This is a genomic window from Bradyrhizobium hereditatis, assembly GCF_020329435.1.
Lineage (GTDB): Bacteria > Pseudomonadota > Alphaproteobacteria > Rhizobiales > Xanthobacteraceae > Bradyrhizobium > Bradyrhizobium hereditatis.
In genome coordinates this window covers 12,741-29,631 of record NZ_JAGKJK010000012.1, presented here as the reverse complement: position 1 = coordinate 29,631, position 16,891 = coordinate 12,741, and the positions used below count along the sequence as shown (strand labels likewise).

Genomic DNA, 16,891 nt, shown 5'->3' with positions numbered 1-16,891 from the left:
CGTGTATCATTCGAGGCTCGCTCCGCGCCACACCTGCAACGGAAATGCGAAGCCGCATGTCGTTCGTACCGCGTGCCGAAACCCAGAGCTAGCTAGCGCGGACTGCTCTCAGTCTCCGCGCCCCGGCCGCCACTCGTAGCAGCACCCGAGCCCGTCGTTGTCTGGCTGGGTTGCCCGGGCGGATGCGCGGAAGCACCCGGCCTTTCCTGTTGCCCGACAAATCCGGATTCTCCGGAGTCGCGGGTCTTGACGCCTTTATCCGCTTCCTCCTGCATCTGTTTGTCAGACTGCATCTGTGGCTGGCCAGGCGCCGTCGGCTGCTGAGCCAGTGCCGGCACAGCGATGGTGATTCCAAAAGCGACGGTTGTGGCGAGAATTGAGGTTCGCATGACCTCTCCTCCTATGATTTTCCCCTCCCCGCACAACGCGCGAGATAGCGACAGTTTCCTGGGCAAATTGTGAAGAAGAAAGGCGCGTAGAACCCGCGCTTGCACGCCGATACGGCGGTGCGAAAGTGAAGGATACGTCGATTAGACTGCCGGGATGGTGGTTGCGGCGTCACCAACTTCATCGACACGCTTGAGCTCGACGATACGGAGCACAGCTCTCCGAAGGCCACTTCCACCGCGAGTTCAGGGGACGGCCGGACGACCACCACTGGAGTTCGTTCATGCGCGTCGCGGCATGATGCAATTCTGCTGTCCAGTGACCTTCGGAGAAAAGATGAAGGCGCACGTGACAATTTGTCCGCCACCCCTTTTTGGTCGGGTTCGGCCCTTCAGTTTGTTATAATATCCTCACGCACTACCACCATCGCCCGATGGCATCAGTGCAGAACGCGAGACGAAAATGTCATCGCCTTCAGATCAGACACGACGCACGATCATCCTGACTGCCTTCGCTACTGCGGTGCACGCAGCGGTGCCTAGACCGGCCGCCGCTGAGGAAGACCGGCCTGGCAGCGATCTGCGACCTCAAAAAGCCGACCTCCTGGTCTTCGCCGAGGGGGACCAAGCGGGTGAAGCGATCAAGCCGCAGGATCTAAAGCCCGGCGGACCGTTCGTGCGCGCTTGGCCAAAGGACCCCAAAACCTCGGTGATCCGAAAGGGCTCGCGGCTGAATGAGGTGGTGGTCATAAAGCTTGATCCGGCTGAACTTGATGACGACACGCGCGCTCGGTCGGCTGACGGAATCGTTGCGTACTCGATAATTTGTTCCCACGCCGGGTGCCCCATCACGGCCTGGGGGAAGGCAGCGCAAGGCGACAAGGACGTCCTTAAGTGCGTTTGCCATAATTCGGAATTTGATGCGCGGCAAAGTGCACAAGTGGTGTTTGGACCGGCGCCGCGGCGCCTCGCGGCACTTCCGTTGGCGACGGCTGACGGTTTGCTCACCGTCGCTGGAACATTCGTTGGAAAGGTAGGGGTACAGCAAGGAGGGTGATCGCAGCCCGCATCACATGCCGCACAACTACCGAAAAAGTTGAAGGAAACAAACGGGAGGTAGCGTCTATGACCATGAAGCAATGGCTATTGTCGAGCTTTGTCGCGTCCACGTGCCTGTTTTCAATCGCTGCTTCTGCCGGCCCGATTGAGAAATACACTCCAGTGACAGCCGACCGCCTGAAGAACCCGGAGCCCGGCAACTGGATGCTCTATCGCCGAACCTATGACGGCCAGGGATACAGCCCACTCGACCAGATCAACACCTCGAACGTGAAAGATCTGGTACCGGTGTGGACCTTCTCGACCGGCGTGATTGAAGGGCACGAGGCTCCGCCGATCGTAAACAATGGCGTGATGTTCGTTGCGACCCCACAGGGCCAGGTGATCGCCCTCAACGCCAAGACGGGCGATGAGTACTGGCGTTACAAACGCCAGCTCCCCGACGATCTCTTCCAATTGCACCCGACCAACCGCGGGGTGGGATTGTGGCAAGACAAGCTGTACCTGGCTACAACGGATGACCATGTGGTCGCGCTCGATGCTAAAACCGGCAAAGTCCTGTGGGATACCAAAGTCCAGGACTACAAGAAGGGTCAGTACCTGACCCTGATGCCACTGATTGTCGACGGAAAGGTTATCGTCGGTGCCGCCGGCGGTGAATTCGGCGTGCGGGGCTATATCGTCGCGTATGACGCCAATAACGGCAAAGAATTGTGGCGGACCTTCACAATTCCCGGCCCAGGTGAACCCGGCCATGAGACGTGGAGCGGCGACGACTGGAAAACGGGTGGCGGCTCTGCGTGGATGACGGGAAACTACGATCCCGACACCAGGACCATTTACTGGGGCACCGGCAACGCCGCACCTTGGCCGGGAGATACTCACCCCGGCGACAATCTCTACACAACCTCAGTGCTAGCGCTCGACCCGGATAGCGGCAAGATCAAAACCTATTTCCAGTACCATCAGAACGATTCCTGGGATTGGGACGAGGTGGATGCGCCAATGCTGATCGACCTGCAGAGAGATGGTCGCATCTTCAAGAGCCTCATCCACCCCGGACGCAACGCGATCTTCTGGGTCCTCGAGCGCAAGCCGGACAGCATCAAGTATGTAGCCGGCTGGCCTTATGTCTATACCGACGTCTGGAAGGGCATTGAGCCCGAGACGGGCAAGCCGATTGTCGATCCGGCTCACAAACCGGTTATGGGCAAGCGGGTTGAGTTCTGTCCATCGCTATGGGGCGGCAAGGATTGGCCGTCAGCGGCCTATAGTCCCAAGACCCGCTTGGTCTACGTTCCCGCCAACGAGAATTTCTGTGGCGGCTTTACCGGCGAGAAGGTGCCGTTGGTTCCCGGTCAGCTTTGGCTCGGGACCAAGCCCGAAGATATCGGTCTGAAGGTTCGCGCCGGCGCCACGCATTTTGGTGAACTGCAGGCGTGGGATCCGGCCACGGGAAAGAAGGTCTGGTCGCATATTTTCCCGAGATCGCACCTGTTTGGTTCGGTGACGGCCACCGCTGGCGACCTCGTCTTTGTCGGAGGTACCAACGACCGGATGTTCCGCGCCTTCCACGCCAAGACAGGCGAACTGCTTTGGGAGCAGAAGACCAATTCCGGCATCATGGGCATGCCGGTTGCGTACGAAGTGGACGGGACACAGTACATCGCCATCCAGTCCGGGTGGGGTGTAGACGCCCAGCGCATCCAGGACGCCCTGACGACCAACAACATCGGTATCGAGAACAACGTACCTCAGGGCGGCGTCGTCTGGGTGTTTGCCCTCAAGAAATAACTGCAAAGGGTAATTGCGCGAGGACGGCAAACAGAGCGGCACCAGAAAAGCGGCGGACGAAAGTCCGCCGCTTTAAATTTGGCTTATTTGCCCTTGGTCTCGACCTTCCGCTTTTCGTCTTCATTCATTTGCTTGATCATCGGATCCCGGCTGGCTTCGCCGGTGGTCTGAGTTGTCGTGGCCGGAGGGCTTTCGCTTGGCATAGAAGTTTGCCCCGGCGGTGTCGTTGCCGGCCGCGTCGCGGTCGCGGGCGGCGGCGACGTCGTTTGAGCGGTCGCCGCCTGTGCATTCAACAGAAGCACGCTCGACAGTAGTGACGCCGCGAGCGCCGTTGAGCTTGGTTTCATCGATCTGAACTCCTCTCAGATCAAGGAAAACGGCCCGCGCAGTCTACTGTTCCTCTTACGCCTCCAATTGCTTGCCGATCGGCAGCGCGCGGATGCGCTTGCCGGTTGCGGCGAAGATCGCGTTGATCAGCGCCGGCGCAACGGGCGGCACACCCGGCTCGCCAACGCCGCTCGGCGGCGTGTCGGGGCCGGGAGGTACGATGTAGACGTTCGTCACGGCGGGGGATTCGTCGATCCGGAGTACCGGGAAATCGTCGAAATTGCCCTGTTGCACCTTGCCGTCCTTGAAAGTGATCTCGCCATGCTTGGCGAAGCTCAGGCCCATGATCACAGCGCCTTCCATCTGTGCCTGGATTCGCTCCGGATTGACGTAGGCTCCGCAATCGATCGCGGTATCCACCCGGGGCACGGTGAGCTTGCCGTTGTCGAAGGCTACCTCGACCATGGTCGCGATATAGCTGACGAAGCTGCGGTGCGCGGCAATGCCGAGCCCGTGGCCTTTGGGCACGGACCGTCCCCAGCCGCCCTTGTCCGCGACCAGCTCGACGACCTTGCGAAGACGCGCGGTATCGATCGGATAGCTATCATAGGGCTCGCCATAGTTCCAGAGGTCCTTCACGGAATCGAGCTTGAGGATCCGCGGAGAGCCGATCAGCTCCAGCAGCATGGTCTTTTGATCGCGGCCAGTGGCATGGGCGAGCTCACCGACCATGGACTGCACCGCGAAAGCGCGCGGGATGTTCGACACCGAGCGGAACCAGCCGATCCGGGTACGCGCGGCCGCTTCCGGATTCTCGCACTGGACGTTGGCGATCTCGAAGGGCATGTCGACCAGCCCCATGCCGAGTTCGAACGGTGCCTGATGCACTGCACCGGCGGCAAATGTCGAGGCGATGCTCGGCGCGACGCTGCGATGCCGCCAGGCCGTCACCTTGCCGTTCTTGTCGAGGCCAGCCTCGATGCGTTCCACCGACACGGTGTGCAGGAAGCCGTTGCGAACGTCGTCTTCCCGCGTCCATTGAACCTGGACGGGGGCCCCGAGCTCCTTTGAAAGCAGTGCCGCCTCAAGGGCGAAATCGCACTTCGACTTGCGCCCGAAGCCGCCGCCGAGCAGCGTGACGTTGACGGTGACGTTCTCCTGGGGAATGCCGAGCGTTTTGGCGACGTCTTCGCGCGTTCCGCCCGCGCTTTGCACCGGTGCCCAGATCTCCGCCTTGTCGCCCTTGACGTCCGCGACCGCGACCGGCGGTTCCATGCTGACATGGGCATGATGCGGCACGTAGTACTCACCGACGATCACCTTGTCGGCGCCCTTCAAGGCCGTCTCGACGTCGCCCTCCTTGCGTACCACCAGGCCGGGCTTGCGGGCTGCTCCCTCGAGCTCTGCCCGATAGGCGACGGATTCGTATTTGCTGTTCGGCCCGTCGTCCCAGACGATCTTCAGCGCGTCGCGTCCCTTGATGGCCGCGCCGGTGTTGCGCGCGATCACCGCGACCCCGCCCAGCGGCTGGAATTTTGAAGGCCACGGCCAACCCTTCACTTCGATGACCTTCTCGACGCCGGAGACCTTCATCGCCTCCGCTCCGTCGAACGAGACCACCTTGCCACCGGTCACTGGCGGCCGGGCAATGACGGCGTATTTCATGCCGGGCAGGCGAACGTCGGCGCCGTAACGCGCGGTGCCAACCGTGATGTCGCGAAGGTCGACGATGCCGATCTGGCCTTTGCCCAGATAGCGGAAATCCTTCGGGTCCTTCAGCTTCAGGCCTTCGACACTGGGGACCGACTGCTTGGCGGCATCGGCTGCCAGCTCGCCGAAGCCGATGCGCCGTCCGCTCGCACTGTGGATGACCTCGTGATTGACCGCCTTCACCTCGGTCGCAGGCACGCCCCAGCGTTTCGCCGCGGCGGCTTCGAGCATCGTGCGGGCCGAGGCGCCGATCTGGCGCATTGGCATCAGGTAGTGGCGCGTGCTGCGCGATCCATCGGTATCCTGATTGCCAAACTTGACCTCGTCGCCGGGCGCCTGCTGGACGCGAACGCGCGACCAGTCGGCTTCCATCTCTTCGGCAACGATCATCGGCAGGCTGGTGCGGACACCCGTTCCCATCTCGGCGCGGTGCGCGACGATCGTCACTGTTCCGTCGGATGCGATAGAAACGAAGACGCGCGGGTCCACCACAGTACCGTGCGGCATCTTGTCCGCGCCGGTCTGGTAGGCGGCAAAGCCGGGGCGGGACATCACGGGGGCGGCCAGAACAAAGCCGCCAGCCAGTCCGAGGCCCTTGAGGATGCTGCGGCGTGAAACGTTATCGACCTTGATGTGCCGTTCAAAGCCACGGAGCTTGTTGGGATTGGTGAGGGTATTCATGGTCACACCCCCGTCGATGCGAGATGCACGGCATTCGCGATGCGTTGATACGTGCCGCAGCGGCAGATGTTACCCGCCATCGCTTCGCGTATCTGGTCGTGGGTCGGTTTTGGATTTTCGATCAAGAGGGCCGCGGCCTGCATAATCTGGCCGACCTGGCAATAGCCGCATTGCGGAACATTCAATTGACGCCAGGCCTTCTGAACCGGGTGATCCCCGGTCGGATGCAGGCCTTCGATGGTTGTGACCTCGCGGCCGACCACGTCGGAAACCGAGGTGATGCAGGCGCGGACGGCCTGTTTGTCGACGATGACGGTGCACGCGCCACACAAGGCTTGGCCGCAGCCATATTTTGTGCCCGTCAGGCCGGCCTCATCCCGGAGAAACCAAAGCAACGGAAGATCGGGATCTCCATCCCAGTTCCGTTCCTGACCATTGATCTTCAATTTGATCATGACGTGCCTCGCTCTTGATTAGGCTGTTGATGTCGTGAGCGAGGGCCTGTTTCCTGGAGATCACCGCATGATCTCAAGCAAACTCGCCCCGCTGAGAAACGGCAGGCTGTGCGCCTTGAATATCTGCTGAATGTCTGCGTCGCGCCCATCCTCCTGATTTGAATTTTTCTTATTCAAAAGAGGGTTCCGCAAAGCTACAGCAAAGCGGCGCGAATAGAATTCACAATGCCTTGTTTTGCTTTTGCAAGAACGGATTAGGCTCCTCCCGGTGGGAGGTCGGGATCGGCCCGCGCTGCCCAGAAGGGCTGCAGTTAGCCGACCCGCCGAAATCGCAAATACGTCGCGACGCGTCCTTCGCGCTCGGCTTTGCGGCCATAGCGCGTCATGGTGTAGCCGTCCCACGGCTTCTGCCAGTCGGCGGCGCGCTCGGCGGTCCAGAGAAAATCGGAGCTTCGCATCAGGTGCGCCAGCGTCCAGGCGCAATAATCGTCGATGTCGCTAACGAAGCGGAACTCGCCGCCCTCTTTGAGGATGCGCGCCATCGCCTGCACGGTTGCGTCCTGTACGAAGCGCCGCTTCCAGTGCCGCCGCTTCGGCCAGGGATCGGGATGGATCAGGTCGATCCGCGCCAGCGATCGCGGCGGCGCCCAGGCGAGCAGCTCCGCGGCATCACCGGCATAGAGGCGGATATTGCCGATATTGTGCGCCTCGATCTGCGTCAGGATCTTCGCCATGCCGTTCACGTAAGGCTCGCAGCCGATGAAGCCGACGTTCGGAAAGGCCTGCGCCTCTGCGACCAGATGTTCGCCGCCGCCGAATCCGATTTCGAGCCTGACATCCTCGGCCTTGCCACCGAACAGGTCGGCAAGCTGCGCCGGCGCTGATGTTGCGATATCGAGCGAAAGATGCGGCAGCAGATTGTCGATCAGGCCGGCCTGGTGAATGCGCAGCTTGTGGCCCTTGCGCCGGCCGAAAAACGAGCCGCGCGCATGTGCCGACGCGCCGGCCTCCGGAAGCGCGTCGCGGTCGCCGATGTCGCGCGGAGCGTTCATCATCGCAGCGTTTGGTACAGACGATACAATAGCCGCCCCCGCGGCTCGATCGAGGAGATGTACATCTGCTCGTAGTGAGTATGCGCGCCCTGGCCGTCGACGCCGAGCCCGTCGAGTGTTGCGGTGTGCGGCGCGGTGAAGTTGCCGTCGGAGCCGCCGCCGGTCGACGTATCGAGCAGTTCAAAGCCGATCTCCGCCGCAATCGTCCTGGCATGCTCGTAGAGCGCCGCGCCGGCATTGCTCTTTTCGTAAGGCGGACGGTTCAACTCGCCGATCACCTTGACGGTGACACCCTCGGTGCGCGACTTCAAACCGAGAATTTTTGCAGCGAGCGCGTCGGCATCGGCCATCGTCGGCACGCGCAGGTCGACCTCGGCATAGGCGTCTTCCGCGATTACGTTAGGCCTAGTGCCGCCGCGGACCACGCCGACATTGACGGTGATCCCGCGCGCAAGATCGTTCATCGCCTCCAGCGTCTGGATCACATTGCCGAGTTCGCGGATGGCGCTGCGGCCGTCTTCCGGCCTGGTGCCGGCATGCGAGGGCACGCCCTTGATGAAAACTTCGAAGCGCCCGACGCCCTTGCGTCCAGTGACGATCTTGCCGCCATCGCGTGCCGGTTCGGTGACCAGCACATATTTCGCCTTTTTTCCCTCGGCCTCGATCAGCGCGCGCGAGGTCGGGCTGCCGATTTCTTCATCGGAGACATAGAGCTGCGTGATGCCGAGCGCCGGCATCGCACCGTCGGCGCAAACCTGCCGAAACGCGTGATAGGCGAGATAAGCGCCGCCCTTCATGTCATAGATGCCCGGGCCGAACGCGCTGTCGCCATCGATCCGGAACGGCAGCCGTTCGATGAATCCCATTGGATGCACCGTGTCGAGATGGCTCAGCACCAGGATGCCCGGCGCGTCCTGACCCCATGACGAGCGCGCCACCAGATGATCGCCGCAGCCGTAGTGCCCGGCGATCCGCTCCACGGTTGCGGGCAGGCCGCGATAGCCTTCAGCGACGAGGTCGGCGAGCTTGTTGACCTGCTCGGGCGCTTCGGTGGGGGTCTCGATTTCAACCCAGCGGCGGATGCCCTCAAGGATCGGCGTGGGATCGAAAGGATTGGCTGTCGTCATGTCGTATCCGATACGGCGTCACTTCCCGATGCGCAATTGCGAAGCGGGAATGACGGCATATTCCAGAATACGAAATTTTCAAATCGTCCGGATGGAGATCAGCGCGGATCGGGGCCGTCGCGGGAGGCGATCTGCTCAACCAGCTCGACGATCGAGCGCCGCATTTTCGAGTCCGTGATGCGGGTGAAAGCGCGCGTCAGCGCCAGCCCCTCTGATGTAGCGAGAAAATCGGACACGTAGGCCGGGGAGGCGCCTTCGCCGAAATTGTCGCCATTCGCTGCGCCGCTAGGTCCACCGTCGAACAGAAATGACACCGGCACCTGCAGGATTTCAGAGATTTGCTGCAGGCGACTGGCGCCAACACGGTTGGTGCCCTTTTCGTACTTCTGCACCTGCTGGAACGTGAGGCCAAGCGCTTCGCCCAGTTTTTCCTGGCTCATGCCCAGCATGATGCGGCGCATCCGGACGCGGCTCCCGACATATTTGTCTACCGGATTAGGCGCTTTCGTGGACATCTTGCATCACTCCTGGGATTGCGCGACGCGATTGAGGCAGTGGAAGCGCAATGCCTCAGGCGCCGGCACCGTCAAATCCTGCTCGGAGGATCGGGTGGAATTGCGGACGATCTGAGCAATGAACTTGACTGGTTGTTGTTCTTCGCTGGCAACCGCAGAAAGCGAATCACAGGCTGTCTGTCAACTGGTGGAACCGTGCAGGCAACGTTTTTTAGTAAACCAGTGACAACTCTGCGATGTGTAAATCTCAGGCAGCGTGCTTCGTAGCGCGGCGTCGGAAGACGACCAGAAGTGCCGCGGCCACAATGACGGCCGCCGGGATATCTCCAAGGCGAGCATAAATCGTCGGCGGCAGTGGTGACGGCAGGTTGGCATCGAGCACGCCTTCGATGCCTAGGCCGAGCCGTGCCACAATGCGCCCCGAAGGATCGATCACCGCCGAGATGCCGGTGTTGGCGGCGCGCACCATCGGCAGCCCCTCTTCGATCGCGCGCAGGCGTGCCTGCTGCAGGTGCTGATAGGGACCGGTCGAATTTCCGAACCAGCCGTCATTGGTCAGATTGATGATCCAGCCGGGGCGATCGTCACGCGCCGCAACATTTCCGGGAAAAATCGCCTCGTAGCAGATCAGTGGTAGCGCGCTCGGCGCGTCAGGTACTTCCATGGCGCGGCGCCGCGTGCCGGGAATGAAGCCGCCATGCACCTTTGTCAGCTGCACGAAACCGAGCTTTTCCATCCACTCCTGAAACGGCAGATATTCACCGAACGGCACCAGGTGCAGCTTGTCGTAGACCGACAGCACGCCACCGTCATGGTCGATCACATATATCGAGTTGTAGGCGCGGGTGACGCGGACGCCGGGCGGTCCGTCAGGAGCGCGCACCGATCCCGTAATCAGCACGGTGCCCTTGGGCAGGAGCTCGGCGATCTGCGCCATCGCGTCCGCCTCCCGCGTCAGGAAAAACGGGAAAGCCGATTCCGGCCAGATCAGGATCTGCGTGTCGCGCACGCCGGTGGATTGCGGTCCCGAGGCGCGGTCGGACAGAGCAAGGTATTTCTGCATCACCTCTGCTTTGGCGCCATAATTGAATTTGACGTCCTGCTGCAGGTTCGGCTGCATGATGCGCAGCTTGACCTTGGTCAGGACGGTCGGCAGCAGCGACAGCCGCACGGCGCCAAAAATCCCCATCGCCACCAGCAGTGCGAGCGCCGCCGCCGGCGCGATCCAGGGCTTGCGGCCGCGCGAAGACTCGTCGATCAGCACGGCCGGGCTGGCAAAGATGGCGACAGCGAGAAAGGTCATGCCCCACAGCCCGATCAGCGAGGCGGCCTGCGCCAGCGCCAGCGGCTCCGACAGCGCGTAGCCGAAGGCATTCCAAGGGAATCCCGACAGCACGTAGCCGCGCAGCCATTCACTGATCGTAAGCCCGACCGCGAGTGCCAGCACTCGCGAGGCATCCCGCGTCCAGATCAGGCGCGCCAGCGCGAAGCCGAGCGCGGGAAATAATGCCAGATAGGCCGGCAGGCCGAGCACCGCGAACGGCATCAGCCAGGCAAAGGTCGGTGCATCCACCAGGAAGGCGTTGCCGATCCAGTAGAGCCCGGGCACGAAATAGCCGAGCCCGAACCAGAAACCTGAGATGGCCGCGGCCGGCACGCCGCGCCATTTTCCGGCCGCCGCGCCGTCGACCAGCCATACCGCGATTGGAAAGGTGACGAACAGCACCGGCCAGGCATTGAACGGCGCCATCGCAAGCGATGACAGCGCGCCCGCGGCAAGCGCGATCACCGCGCGCTTCCAGCCCCAGGCGAGGATGATCGAGAGTCCCGCCACACGGAATTTATTGGGGTGGATCACTGTGAGCCGGCTCCATCACCGGAGGCCGGCGGCGTATTGTCATTGGTCGGCGGCACATTGGCATCCGGCGTGGCCTCGCGGCGGTTGCGGTCGCGGGGTACGCGCGGCGTCGGGCGTTCTTTCCGGATCCCAATCCGCAGCCGCTTGACCCGCCGCGGATCGGCATCGAGCACCTCGATCTCGAAATTGCCGGGGCCGGCAATCACCTCGCCGCGCACCGGCAGGCGGCCGACCTGCGCAACCAGATAGCCGCCAAGCGTCTCGACTTCCTCGCCTGCCTCGCCGGTGACGAACTCCTCGCCGATCATCGTGCGTGCGTCCTCGAGGCTGGCACGGGCGTCGGCGATGAACGTATTGTCGCCCTGCCGCACGATCGAAGGCGGCTCATCGCTGTCGTGCTCGTCGTCGATCTCGCCGACGATCTGCTCGACGATGTCTTCGATCGACACCAGCCCGTCGGTGCCGCCATATTCGTCCACCACCAGAGCCAGATGGATGCGCGAGGCCTGCATCTGCGCGAGCAGATCGATCGCCCGCATCGAGGGAGGCACGTAGAGCAGCTTGCGGATGATATTGGCCTCGGCAAGCGGCATCGAAAGGTCGACGGCGCGCAGGTCGAGGCCTGCCGGGAACGGCTTCTTTCGTTTCGGCTTGGCAGTCTCGCCGACACGGGCCTTCGCGGTCATGAATGCCAGGAGGTCGCGGATGTGAACGATGCCTTCGGGGTCGTCGAGCGTCTCGTTGTAGACGACGAGCCGCGAATGCGCCGCGCTCTCGAACAGGCTCATCAGCTCGCCGAGCGGAATATCGCGCTTCACCGCGACGATGTCGGCGCGGTGCACCATCACGTCGGCGATCCGCCGCTCGTTGAGATCGAGGATGTTGCGCAGCATGGTGCGCTCGATGGCGGAAAAGCCGACGTCATCGGGCGTGGAGGCAGCGTCGAGCACCACCTGAAGATCGGCGCGGACCGATCCCGACCTCCAGCCGAACAGCGTGCGGATCGCTCGTAGCAGCCAGTTCTCTGCAGGTGGCCGCAGCACTTCGCCTTCCTGAACCACCACCGGCAGGTTGCGCGTGTTGCGCGGGTTATCCTGTATTGGGTCGGAGTCCGGCATTTCAGTCCATCCGCTCCCGGTCCGCATAGGGATCGGGAATGCCGAGCTGCGCGAGAATCTCGCGTTCGAGACCTTCCATGGCTTCGGCGTCGTCATCTTTTTCGTGGTCGTATCCGATCAAATGCAGGAACCCGTGAACCGCAAGATGGCTGAGGTGATGATCGAACGGTTTTTCTTCCTCATCGGCCTCTCTGCGCGTAGTCTCATAGGCGATGGCGATATCGCCGAGCATGCGCGGCGCGTCGGGCGGGCCGTTTGCGGTTGGCTGCAGCGCCGGAAACGATAATACGTTTGTCGGCTTGTCGATGCCGCGCCAGTTGCTGTTCAGCGTGCGGATGCCGGCGTCGTCGGTCAGCATGACCGCAAGCTCTGCCTCGCCGACATCTGCATCGGCGATTTCGGCGGCGGCGTTGATGGCGCGATGGATCACCGCCTCGGCATCCGGCTCGCTCTGCCAGCAATCGGCAACCACGAGGACTTCGGTGAGCGGGACGGAGGACACGAGCGTTCCAGCGCTTTGCGTTGCAATGTTCGGGTTACGGCCCGGGCCTGCTTGCGACGGGCCCGACGCCGAAGATTTCTGGGTCAAGACTTTCCGGTTGCCGGCTTTTGCGGCAACCCCTCATAGGCGGCGACGATCCGCGCCACCAGTTCATGGCGGATGACGTCTTCCGCGGTGAATTTCACCTGCGCAATGCCTTCAACGTTGTCGAGCAACTTGCAGGCTTCGGCAAGCCCCGAGGCCTGTCCGAACGGCAGGTCGACCTGCGATGGATCGCCAGTGACGATCATGCGGCTGTTCTCGCCGAGCCTCGTCAAAAACATCTTCATCTGCATCGACGTAGTGTTCTGCGCCTCGTCGAGGATGATGACGGCATTGGTCAGCGTGCGGCCGCGCATGAAGGCGAGCGGCGCGATCTCGATCTCGCCGGCCTGCAGCGCGCGCTCCACGATGCGCGAATCCATCAGGTCGTACAGTGCGTCGTAAATCGGTCGCAAATAGGGGTCGACCTTTTCGCGTAAATCGCCCGGCAGGAAACCGAGCCGCTCGCCAGCCTCGACGGCCGGCCGCGACAGGATGATGCGATCGACTTCCTTGCGTTCGAATAGTTGCGCGGCGTGCGCCACAGCAAGCCAGGTCTTGCCGGTGCCGGCTGGGCCGATACCGAACACCAGCTCGTGACGCTTCAGCGCGCGGATATAGGAATCCTGTGCCGCCGTGCGGGCACGCACCGGACGCTTGCGAAGGTTGATGGTCTCGAACTGCGGCTTTGCGGTCTTGGCGTCGAACTCGAACAGCGAGCCCTGCGCGAGCACGGCGCGGATCGCGCCTTCGACTTCACCCTGCGAGAGGTCGTGGCCCTGCACGGCCTGCGAATAGAGCGTCTCCAGCACGCGCCGCGCAGCGTCGCAGCCGTCGCGGGAGCCGGCGATGGTGATGTGGTTGCCGCGGGAATCGACGACGACGCCGAGCCGCCGTTCGATCAGCGCCAGGTTCTGGCCATAAGGGCCGACGAGGGCGGAAGCGGCGCGGTTGTCGTCGAAATCGATGACGACCTGGGTCTCGGGCGGAATTTGCATGTCGCGTTCAAATTTGCGGCTGGGAGCGAGCGAAGGTGAATCCGACGCGCTTTTTGGCAAGGGTTCAGGCTCCCAGCGTTTCTTGAGAAGAACTGGCCGGTTGAACAGGAAGTGACTGGGCGGGGCGCGCAGATGGTCCGGCGAGTTCGCCGAGCAGGCTATAACGCTCGAGGCTATCGATTCTGACCGGCAGCACCTGTCCGATGATGTCCGATGAGGCGAACACATGCGCGGGCTGGAGATGGGCGGTACGCCCGACGAACTGGCCGGGATTGCGGGCCGCGCGTTCGAACAGCACATCCACGGTGTTGCCAATCATGGCCTTGTTGAAGGCCGATTGCTGGCTGTCGATCAATTCCTGGAGCCGCACCAATCGCTCGTCCATTTCAGCCGCTGACACCGTCTCCTGCATGTCCGCCGCCGGCGTGCCGGGCCGTGGCGAATATTTGAACGAATAGCCCGCAGCGTACCCGATTTGCATGACAAGCGCGAGGGTGGCGGCGAATTCTCCCTCGGTTTCGCCCGGAAAGCCGACGATAAAATCCGATGAAAACGCAATATCTTGGCGGGCGGTACGGAAACGGTCGATGACGCGGCGGTAATCATCGGCGGTATGCTTGCGGTTCATGGCGGCGAGAATCCGGTCCGAGCCGGATTGTACCGGAAGATGCACGAAGGGCATCAGCGCGTCGAGATCGCGGTGGGCCGTAATCAGTGACTCCTCGACGTCACGTGGATGACTGGTCGAGTAGCGCAGCCGCGCGATGCCATCGATTTCGGCAAGCCGGTGCAACAGCTTGCCGAGCGGCCAAGTGCGGCCATCAGGACCTTCGCCATGATAGGCGTTGACGTTCTGGCCGATCAGGGTGATCTCGCGCACGCCGTTGTCGGCCAGCCGTTTGACGTCGTCGACGATTTTCGCGACCGGGCGCGAGACTTCCGCGCCGCGCGTATAGGGCACCACACAGAAGGTGCAGAACTTGTCGCAACCTTCCTGCACGGTGACGAAGGCGGAGATGCCGCGCGCGCGGATCGCATCCGGTTTGGGCGCAGGGAGAAAGTTGAACTTGTCCTCGACCGGGAATTCGGTCTCGAGCGCGCGTCCCTCGCTCTTGGCGCGTGCCAACAGCTCCGGCAGATGATGATAGCTCTGCGGCCCGACCACGACGTCGACGGTCGGCGCGCGGCGGATGATCTCCTCGCCCTCGGCCTGCGCGACGCAGCCAGCGACCGCAATGCGCATGTCGCGCCCGTGGCGCGCGGCCTCATCCTTGGCAAGGCGAAGCCGGCCGAGTTCGGAATAGACCTTTTCGGATGCCTTTTCCCTGATATGACAGGTGTTGAGGATCACCAGATCCGCATCATCAGCACTTTCGGTCTCGACAAAGCCTTCGCCGGCCAGCGTGTCCATCATGCGTTGCGCATCGTAGACGTTCATCTGGCAGCCATAGGATTTGATGTGCAGCTTGCGCGGCGGCTTCATGGGACCTTGAGTGCTGGTGGAAATAGCGCCCTGGCGGCGGCTTGGGGGTCAAATATAGCCTAAATGGCCAAAAAGCCAGTGTTTGGCCCCAGTCATTCCGGGTTTCTGGCGTTGGGAACCGCGACCAGAAAGTTTGCGGCCCCGCGATCGGCGGTCAGGTAGCTGATGAGCTTCTTGCGGGAGGCTTCCACCCACGACGTCCGCAACGCCGCCACCGGCGGCTTGTCGATGGAAACAAAGCCGGCGGGATCGAGCGAATTGAAGATGAAATTGTGCCAGCTATCGAGCTGGCTGCGAACGCCCGCAGCGTAATTATTGCCTGCCGAACTCGTTCTGCGAAAGCTGCCAAGTTCGCGCCAGCATAGCCAGCGCCACGATGAGCGTGAGCGGTACGGCCGCCTTCAATACCGAGGCGGCTTTTATCCGGCTGTCGCGTAATTCCAGAATGCGCCGCCCCTTTGACGCAGGTTTGTCTGAACCTACCAGCGGGTTTCGCGGCCAGTTAACTCGCGGCAAGGTCGCTTGATGTGATGCCGGAAGCGACGCCCGACCTCTATGTAGTGCTAGTCTAGTCGGGCTTTCGACCAATACGCGCAATCAGATCGGGCAATTGCCGCATATCGTCGAACGTTGCGACGGCGCCGGCGGCGCGCAGCATCTCGGCATGACCCGGCTGGCAATGGCTGCCGCCGTGGAAACCGAGCAGGGTCATCCCGGCGGCACGACCGCCGGTGATGCCGGGAACGCTATCCTCGATCACGATGCAGCGTTCCGGCGAGACTTTCATCTGTTCGGCCGCGAACAGAAACAGGTCGGGCGCAGGCTTGCCATTTGTGACCTGCGAGGCCGAAAAAATATTCGGCGCAAAGCGCTCGTAGAGTCTAGTGCAGCCGAGGCTGATCTGCATCCGTTGGTGCGAGCCGCTGGAGGCGACGCAGACCGACTGGGTGATAGCATCGAGTGCCGCGTGAATATGCGGCACGGCTTCCAGGTCGGTCTCGAAACTCCGATGCAGTTCATCCTGCAACTGCAGATGAAAATCGTCTGGTAGCGCGCGGCCGAGCTCGGCCTCGATTTCGAGGTTAGCCTGGCGCGTCGAGCGGCCGAGAAAGCGATGAAACACCTGTTCCGACGTGATCGGATAGCCGTGACGCGTCAGCGTCTCCGCATGCGCGCGACACGAAATCACTTCGCTGTCGACCAGCACGCCGTCGCAGTCGAAGATGATGAGATCGAAGTTCACGAAAAGTAATTCGCGAAAGCTTAAGTTTTGTCTTCGTCAAGCGGCACGCAATACAATTCGAGCCGGTGATCGACCAGCTTGTAGCCGAGCTTGCGGGCGATCTCGGCCTGCAGCTTCTCGATTTCCTCGGACGTGAACTCGATCACCTTGCCGTCGCGCAGATTGATCAGATGGTCATGATGGCTGTCGGGCATCTGCTCGTAGCGCGCGCGGCCTTCGCGGAAATCGTGCCGCTCGATGATGCCGGCATCCTCGAACAGCTTGACGGTGCGATAGACCGTCGAGATCGAGATCTTGTCGTCGACCGCGACACAGCGCCGGTAGAGTTCCTCGACGTCGGGATGATCAACCGATTCCGCCAGCACTCGTGCGATCACGCGGCGCTGTTCGGTCATGCGCATGCCCGTGGCGGCGCAGCGCGCCTCGATGCCGGTATTCTTTTGCGCTGGCGGGGATTTCAATGCGGGCATGCTCTCTAACGCCTCGGGGCAGATCGGGGATG

Annotated in this window: 16 protein-coding genes; 3 read left to right on the top strand and 13 right to left on the bottom strand. The window is 62.2% G+C overall.

The window, feature by feature from the left end:
* Positions 1-849 precede the first annotated feature (849 nt).
* Positions 850-1,443: a QcrA and Rieske domain-containing protein gene (locus tag J6524_RS25895; RefSeq protein ID WP_225675836.1), complete on the top strand. Its 594-nt coding sequence runs from the start codon at positions 850-852 to the stop codon at positions 1,441-1,443.
* Between the two features lie 68 nt (positions 1,444-1,511).
* Positions 1,512-3,239 (top strand): methanol/ethanol family PQQ-dependent dehydrogenase, encoded by a 1,728-nt coding sequence (locus J6524_RS25890; protein WP_225675834.1) that lies wholly within the window; start codon positions 1,512-1,514, stop codon positions 3,237-3,239.
* 83 nt (positions 3,240-3,322) lie between these two features.
* Here J6524_RS25890 and J6524_RS25885 read toward each other — a convergent pair whose 3' ends face one another.
* From J6524_RS25885 to miaB, 11 genes are all read right to left on the bottom strand, one after another.
* Positions 3,323-3,586 carry a hypothetical protein gene (locus J6524_RS25885; RefSeq protein WP_225675832.1) on the bottom strand — a complete coding sequence of 88 codons (264 nt, stop codon included), beginning with the start codon at positions 3,584-3,586 and terminating at the stop codon, positions 3,323-3,325.
* Between the two features lie 55 nt (positions 3,587-3,641).
* Positions 3,642-5,957, bottom strand: coding sequence for a xanthine dehydrogenase family protein molybdopterin-binding subunit (locus tag J6524_RS25880; protein WP_225675830.1), 2,316 nt, complete (start codon positions 5,955-5,957; stop codon positions 3,642-3,644).
* Between the two features lie 2 nt (positions 5,958-5,959).
* Complete coding sequence (locus tag J6524_RS25875; RefSeq protein ID WP_225675828.1) at positions 5,960-6,412, bottom strand: (2Fe-2S)-binding protein; 453 nt, start codon at positions 6,410-6,412, stop codon at positions 5,960-5,962.
* 311 nt (positions 6,413-6,723) lie between these two features.
* Entirely contained in the window at positions 6,724-7,464 is a 741-nt protein-coding gene (gene trmB / locus J6524_RS25870; RefSeq protein WP_376712079.1) for a tRNA (guanosine(46)-N7)-methyltransferase TrmB, read from the bottom strand.
* A complete protein-coding gene (locus J6524_RS25865) occupies positions 7,464-8,591 on the bottom strand; it encodes a M20 family metallopeptidase (RefSeq protein WP_225675823.1) in 1,128 nt (375 codons plus the stop codon). Before J6524_RS25865 ends, trmB begins: the two co-directional genes overlap by 1 nt.
* 98 nt (positions 8,592-8,689) lie before the next feature.
* Positions 8,690-9,106: a helix-turn-helix domain-containing protein gene (locus J6524_RS25860; RefSeq protein ID WP_225675821.1), complete on the bottom strand. Its 417-nt coding sequence runs from the start codon at positions 9,104-9,106 to the stop codon at positions 8,690-8,692.
* A 247-nt stretch (positions 9,107-9,353) separates the two neighbouring features.
* Complete coding sequence (gene lnt / locus J6524_RS25855; RefSeq protein WP_225675819.1) at positions 9,354-10,964, bottom strand: apolipoprotein N-acyltransferase; 1,611 nt, start codon at positions 10,962-10,964, stop codon at positions 9,354-9,356.
* The gene (locus J6524_RS25850; protein ID WP_376712078.1) at positions 10,961-12,082 is read right to left on the bottom strand and encodes a hemolysin family protein; all 1,122 of its coding nucleotides are present in this window, start codon (positions 12,080-12,082) and stop codon (positions 10,961-10,963) included. The genes lnt and J6524_RS25850 overlap by 4 nt, the downstream gene beginning before the upstream one ends.
* Before the next feature lies 1 nt (position 12,083).
* Positions 12,084-12,584 carry an rRNA maturation RNase YbeY gene (gene ybeY, locus J6524_RS25845; RefSeq protein WP_225675815.1) on the bottom strand — a complete coding sequence of 167 codons (501 nt, stop codon included), beginning with the start codon at positions 12,582-12,584 and terminating at the stop codon, positions 12,084-12,086.
* 83 nt (positions 12,585-12,667) lie between these two features.
* Positions 12,668-13,723, bottom strand: a complete 1,056-nt coding sequence (locus tag J6524_RS25840) for a PhoH family protein (RefSeq protein WP_225675813.1) — start codon at positions 13,721-13,723, stop codon at positions 12,668-12,670.
* A gap of 4 nt (positions 13,724-13,727) precedes the next feature.
* Positions 13,728-15,146, bottom strand: coding sequence for a tRNA (N6-isopentenyl adenosine(37)-C2)-methylthiotransferase MiaB (miaB, locus tag J6524_RS25835; RefSeq protein ID WP_225675810.1), 1,419 nt, complete (start codon positions 15,144-15,146; stop codon positions 13,728-13,730).
* A gap of 165 nt (positions 15,147-15,311) precedes the next feature.
* On the opposite strand from miaB, the gene J6524_RS25830 reads away from it, so the two are divergent.
* Complete coding sequence (locus J6524_RS25830; RefSeq protein WP_225675808.1) at positions 15,312-15,458, top strand: hypothetical protein; 147 nt, start codon at positions 15,312-15,314, stop codon at positions 15,456-15,458.
* 256 nt (positions 15,459-15,714) lie between these two features.
* Here the strand turns inward: J6524_RS25830 and J6524_RS25825 are convergent, their stop codons facing one another.
* Both J6524_RS25825 and J6524_RS25820 read right to left on the bottom strand, forming a co-directional pair.
* Positions 15,715-16,389, bottom strand: a complete 675-nt coding sequence (locus J6524_RS25825; RefSeq protein WP_225675806.1) for an HAD family hydrolase — start codon at positions 16,387-16,389, stop codon at positions 15,715-15,717.
* 20 nt (positions 16,390-16,409) lie between these two features.
* Positions 16,410-16,859: a Fur family transcriptional regulator gene (locus J6524_RS25820; RefSeq protein ID WP_225675804.1), complete on the bottom strand. Its 450-nt coding sequence runs from the start codon at positions 16,857-16,859 to the stop codon at positions 16,410-16,412.
* Between the last annotated feature and the right edge of the window lie 32 nt (positions 16,860-16,891).

Bases quoted from the DNA above. Each gene is read 5' to 3' on its own strand.
- J6524_RS25895 (WP_225675836.1), top strand. From the start codon at position 850: ATGTCATCGCCTTCAGATCAGACACGACGCACGATCATCCTGACTGCC.
- J6524_RS25890 (WP_225675834.1), top strand. From the start codon at position 1,512: ATGACCATGAAGCAATGGCTATTGTCGAGCTTTGTCGCGTCCACGTGC.
- J6524_RS25885 (WP_225675832.1), bottom strand. From the start codon at position 3,586: ATGAAACCAAGCTCAACGGCGCTCGCGGCGTCACTACTGTCGAGCGTG.
- J6524_RS25880 (WP_225675830.1), bottom strand. From the start codon at position 5,957: ATGAATACCCTCACCAATCCCAACAAGCTCCGTGGCTTTGAACGGCAC.
- J6524_RS25875 (WP_225675828.1), bottom strand. From the start codon at position 6,412: ATGATCAAATTGAAGATCAATGGTCAGGAACGGAACTGGGATGGAGAT.
- trmB (WP_376712079.1), bottom strand. From the start codon at position 7,464: ATGAACGCTCCGCGCGACATCGGCGACCGCGACGCGCTTCCGGAGGCC.
- J6524_RS25865 (WP_225675823.1), bottom strand. From the start codon at position 8,591: ATGACGACAGCCAATCCTTTCGATCCCACGCCGATCCTTGAGGGCATC.
- J6524_RS25860 (WP_225675821.1), bottom strand. From the start codon at position 9,106: ATGTCCACGAAAGCGCCTAATCCGGTAGACAAATATGTCGGGAGCCGC.
- J6524_RS25850 (WP_376712078.1), bottom strand. From the start codon at position 12,082: ATGCCGGACTCCGACCCAATACAGGATAACCCGCGCAACACGCGCAAC.
- miaB (WP_225675810.1), bottom strand. From the start codon at position 15,146: ATGAAGCCGCCGCGCAAGCTGCACATCAAATCCTATGGCTGCCAGATG.
- J6524_RS25830 (WP_225675808.1), top strand. From the start codon at position 15,312: ATGAGCTTCTTGCGGGAGGCTTCCACCCACGACGTCCGCAACGCCGCC.
- J6524_RS25820 (WP_225675804.1), bottom strand. From the start codon at position 16,859: ATGCCCGCATTGAAATCCCCGCCAGCGCAAAAGAATACCGGCATCGAG.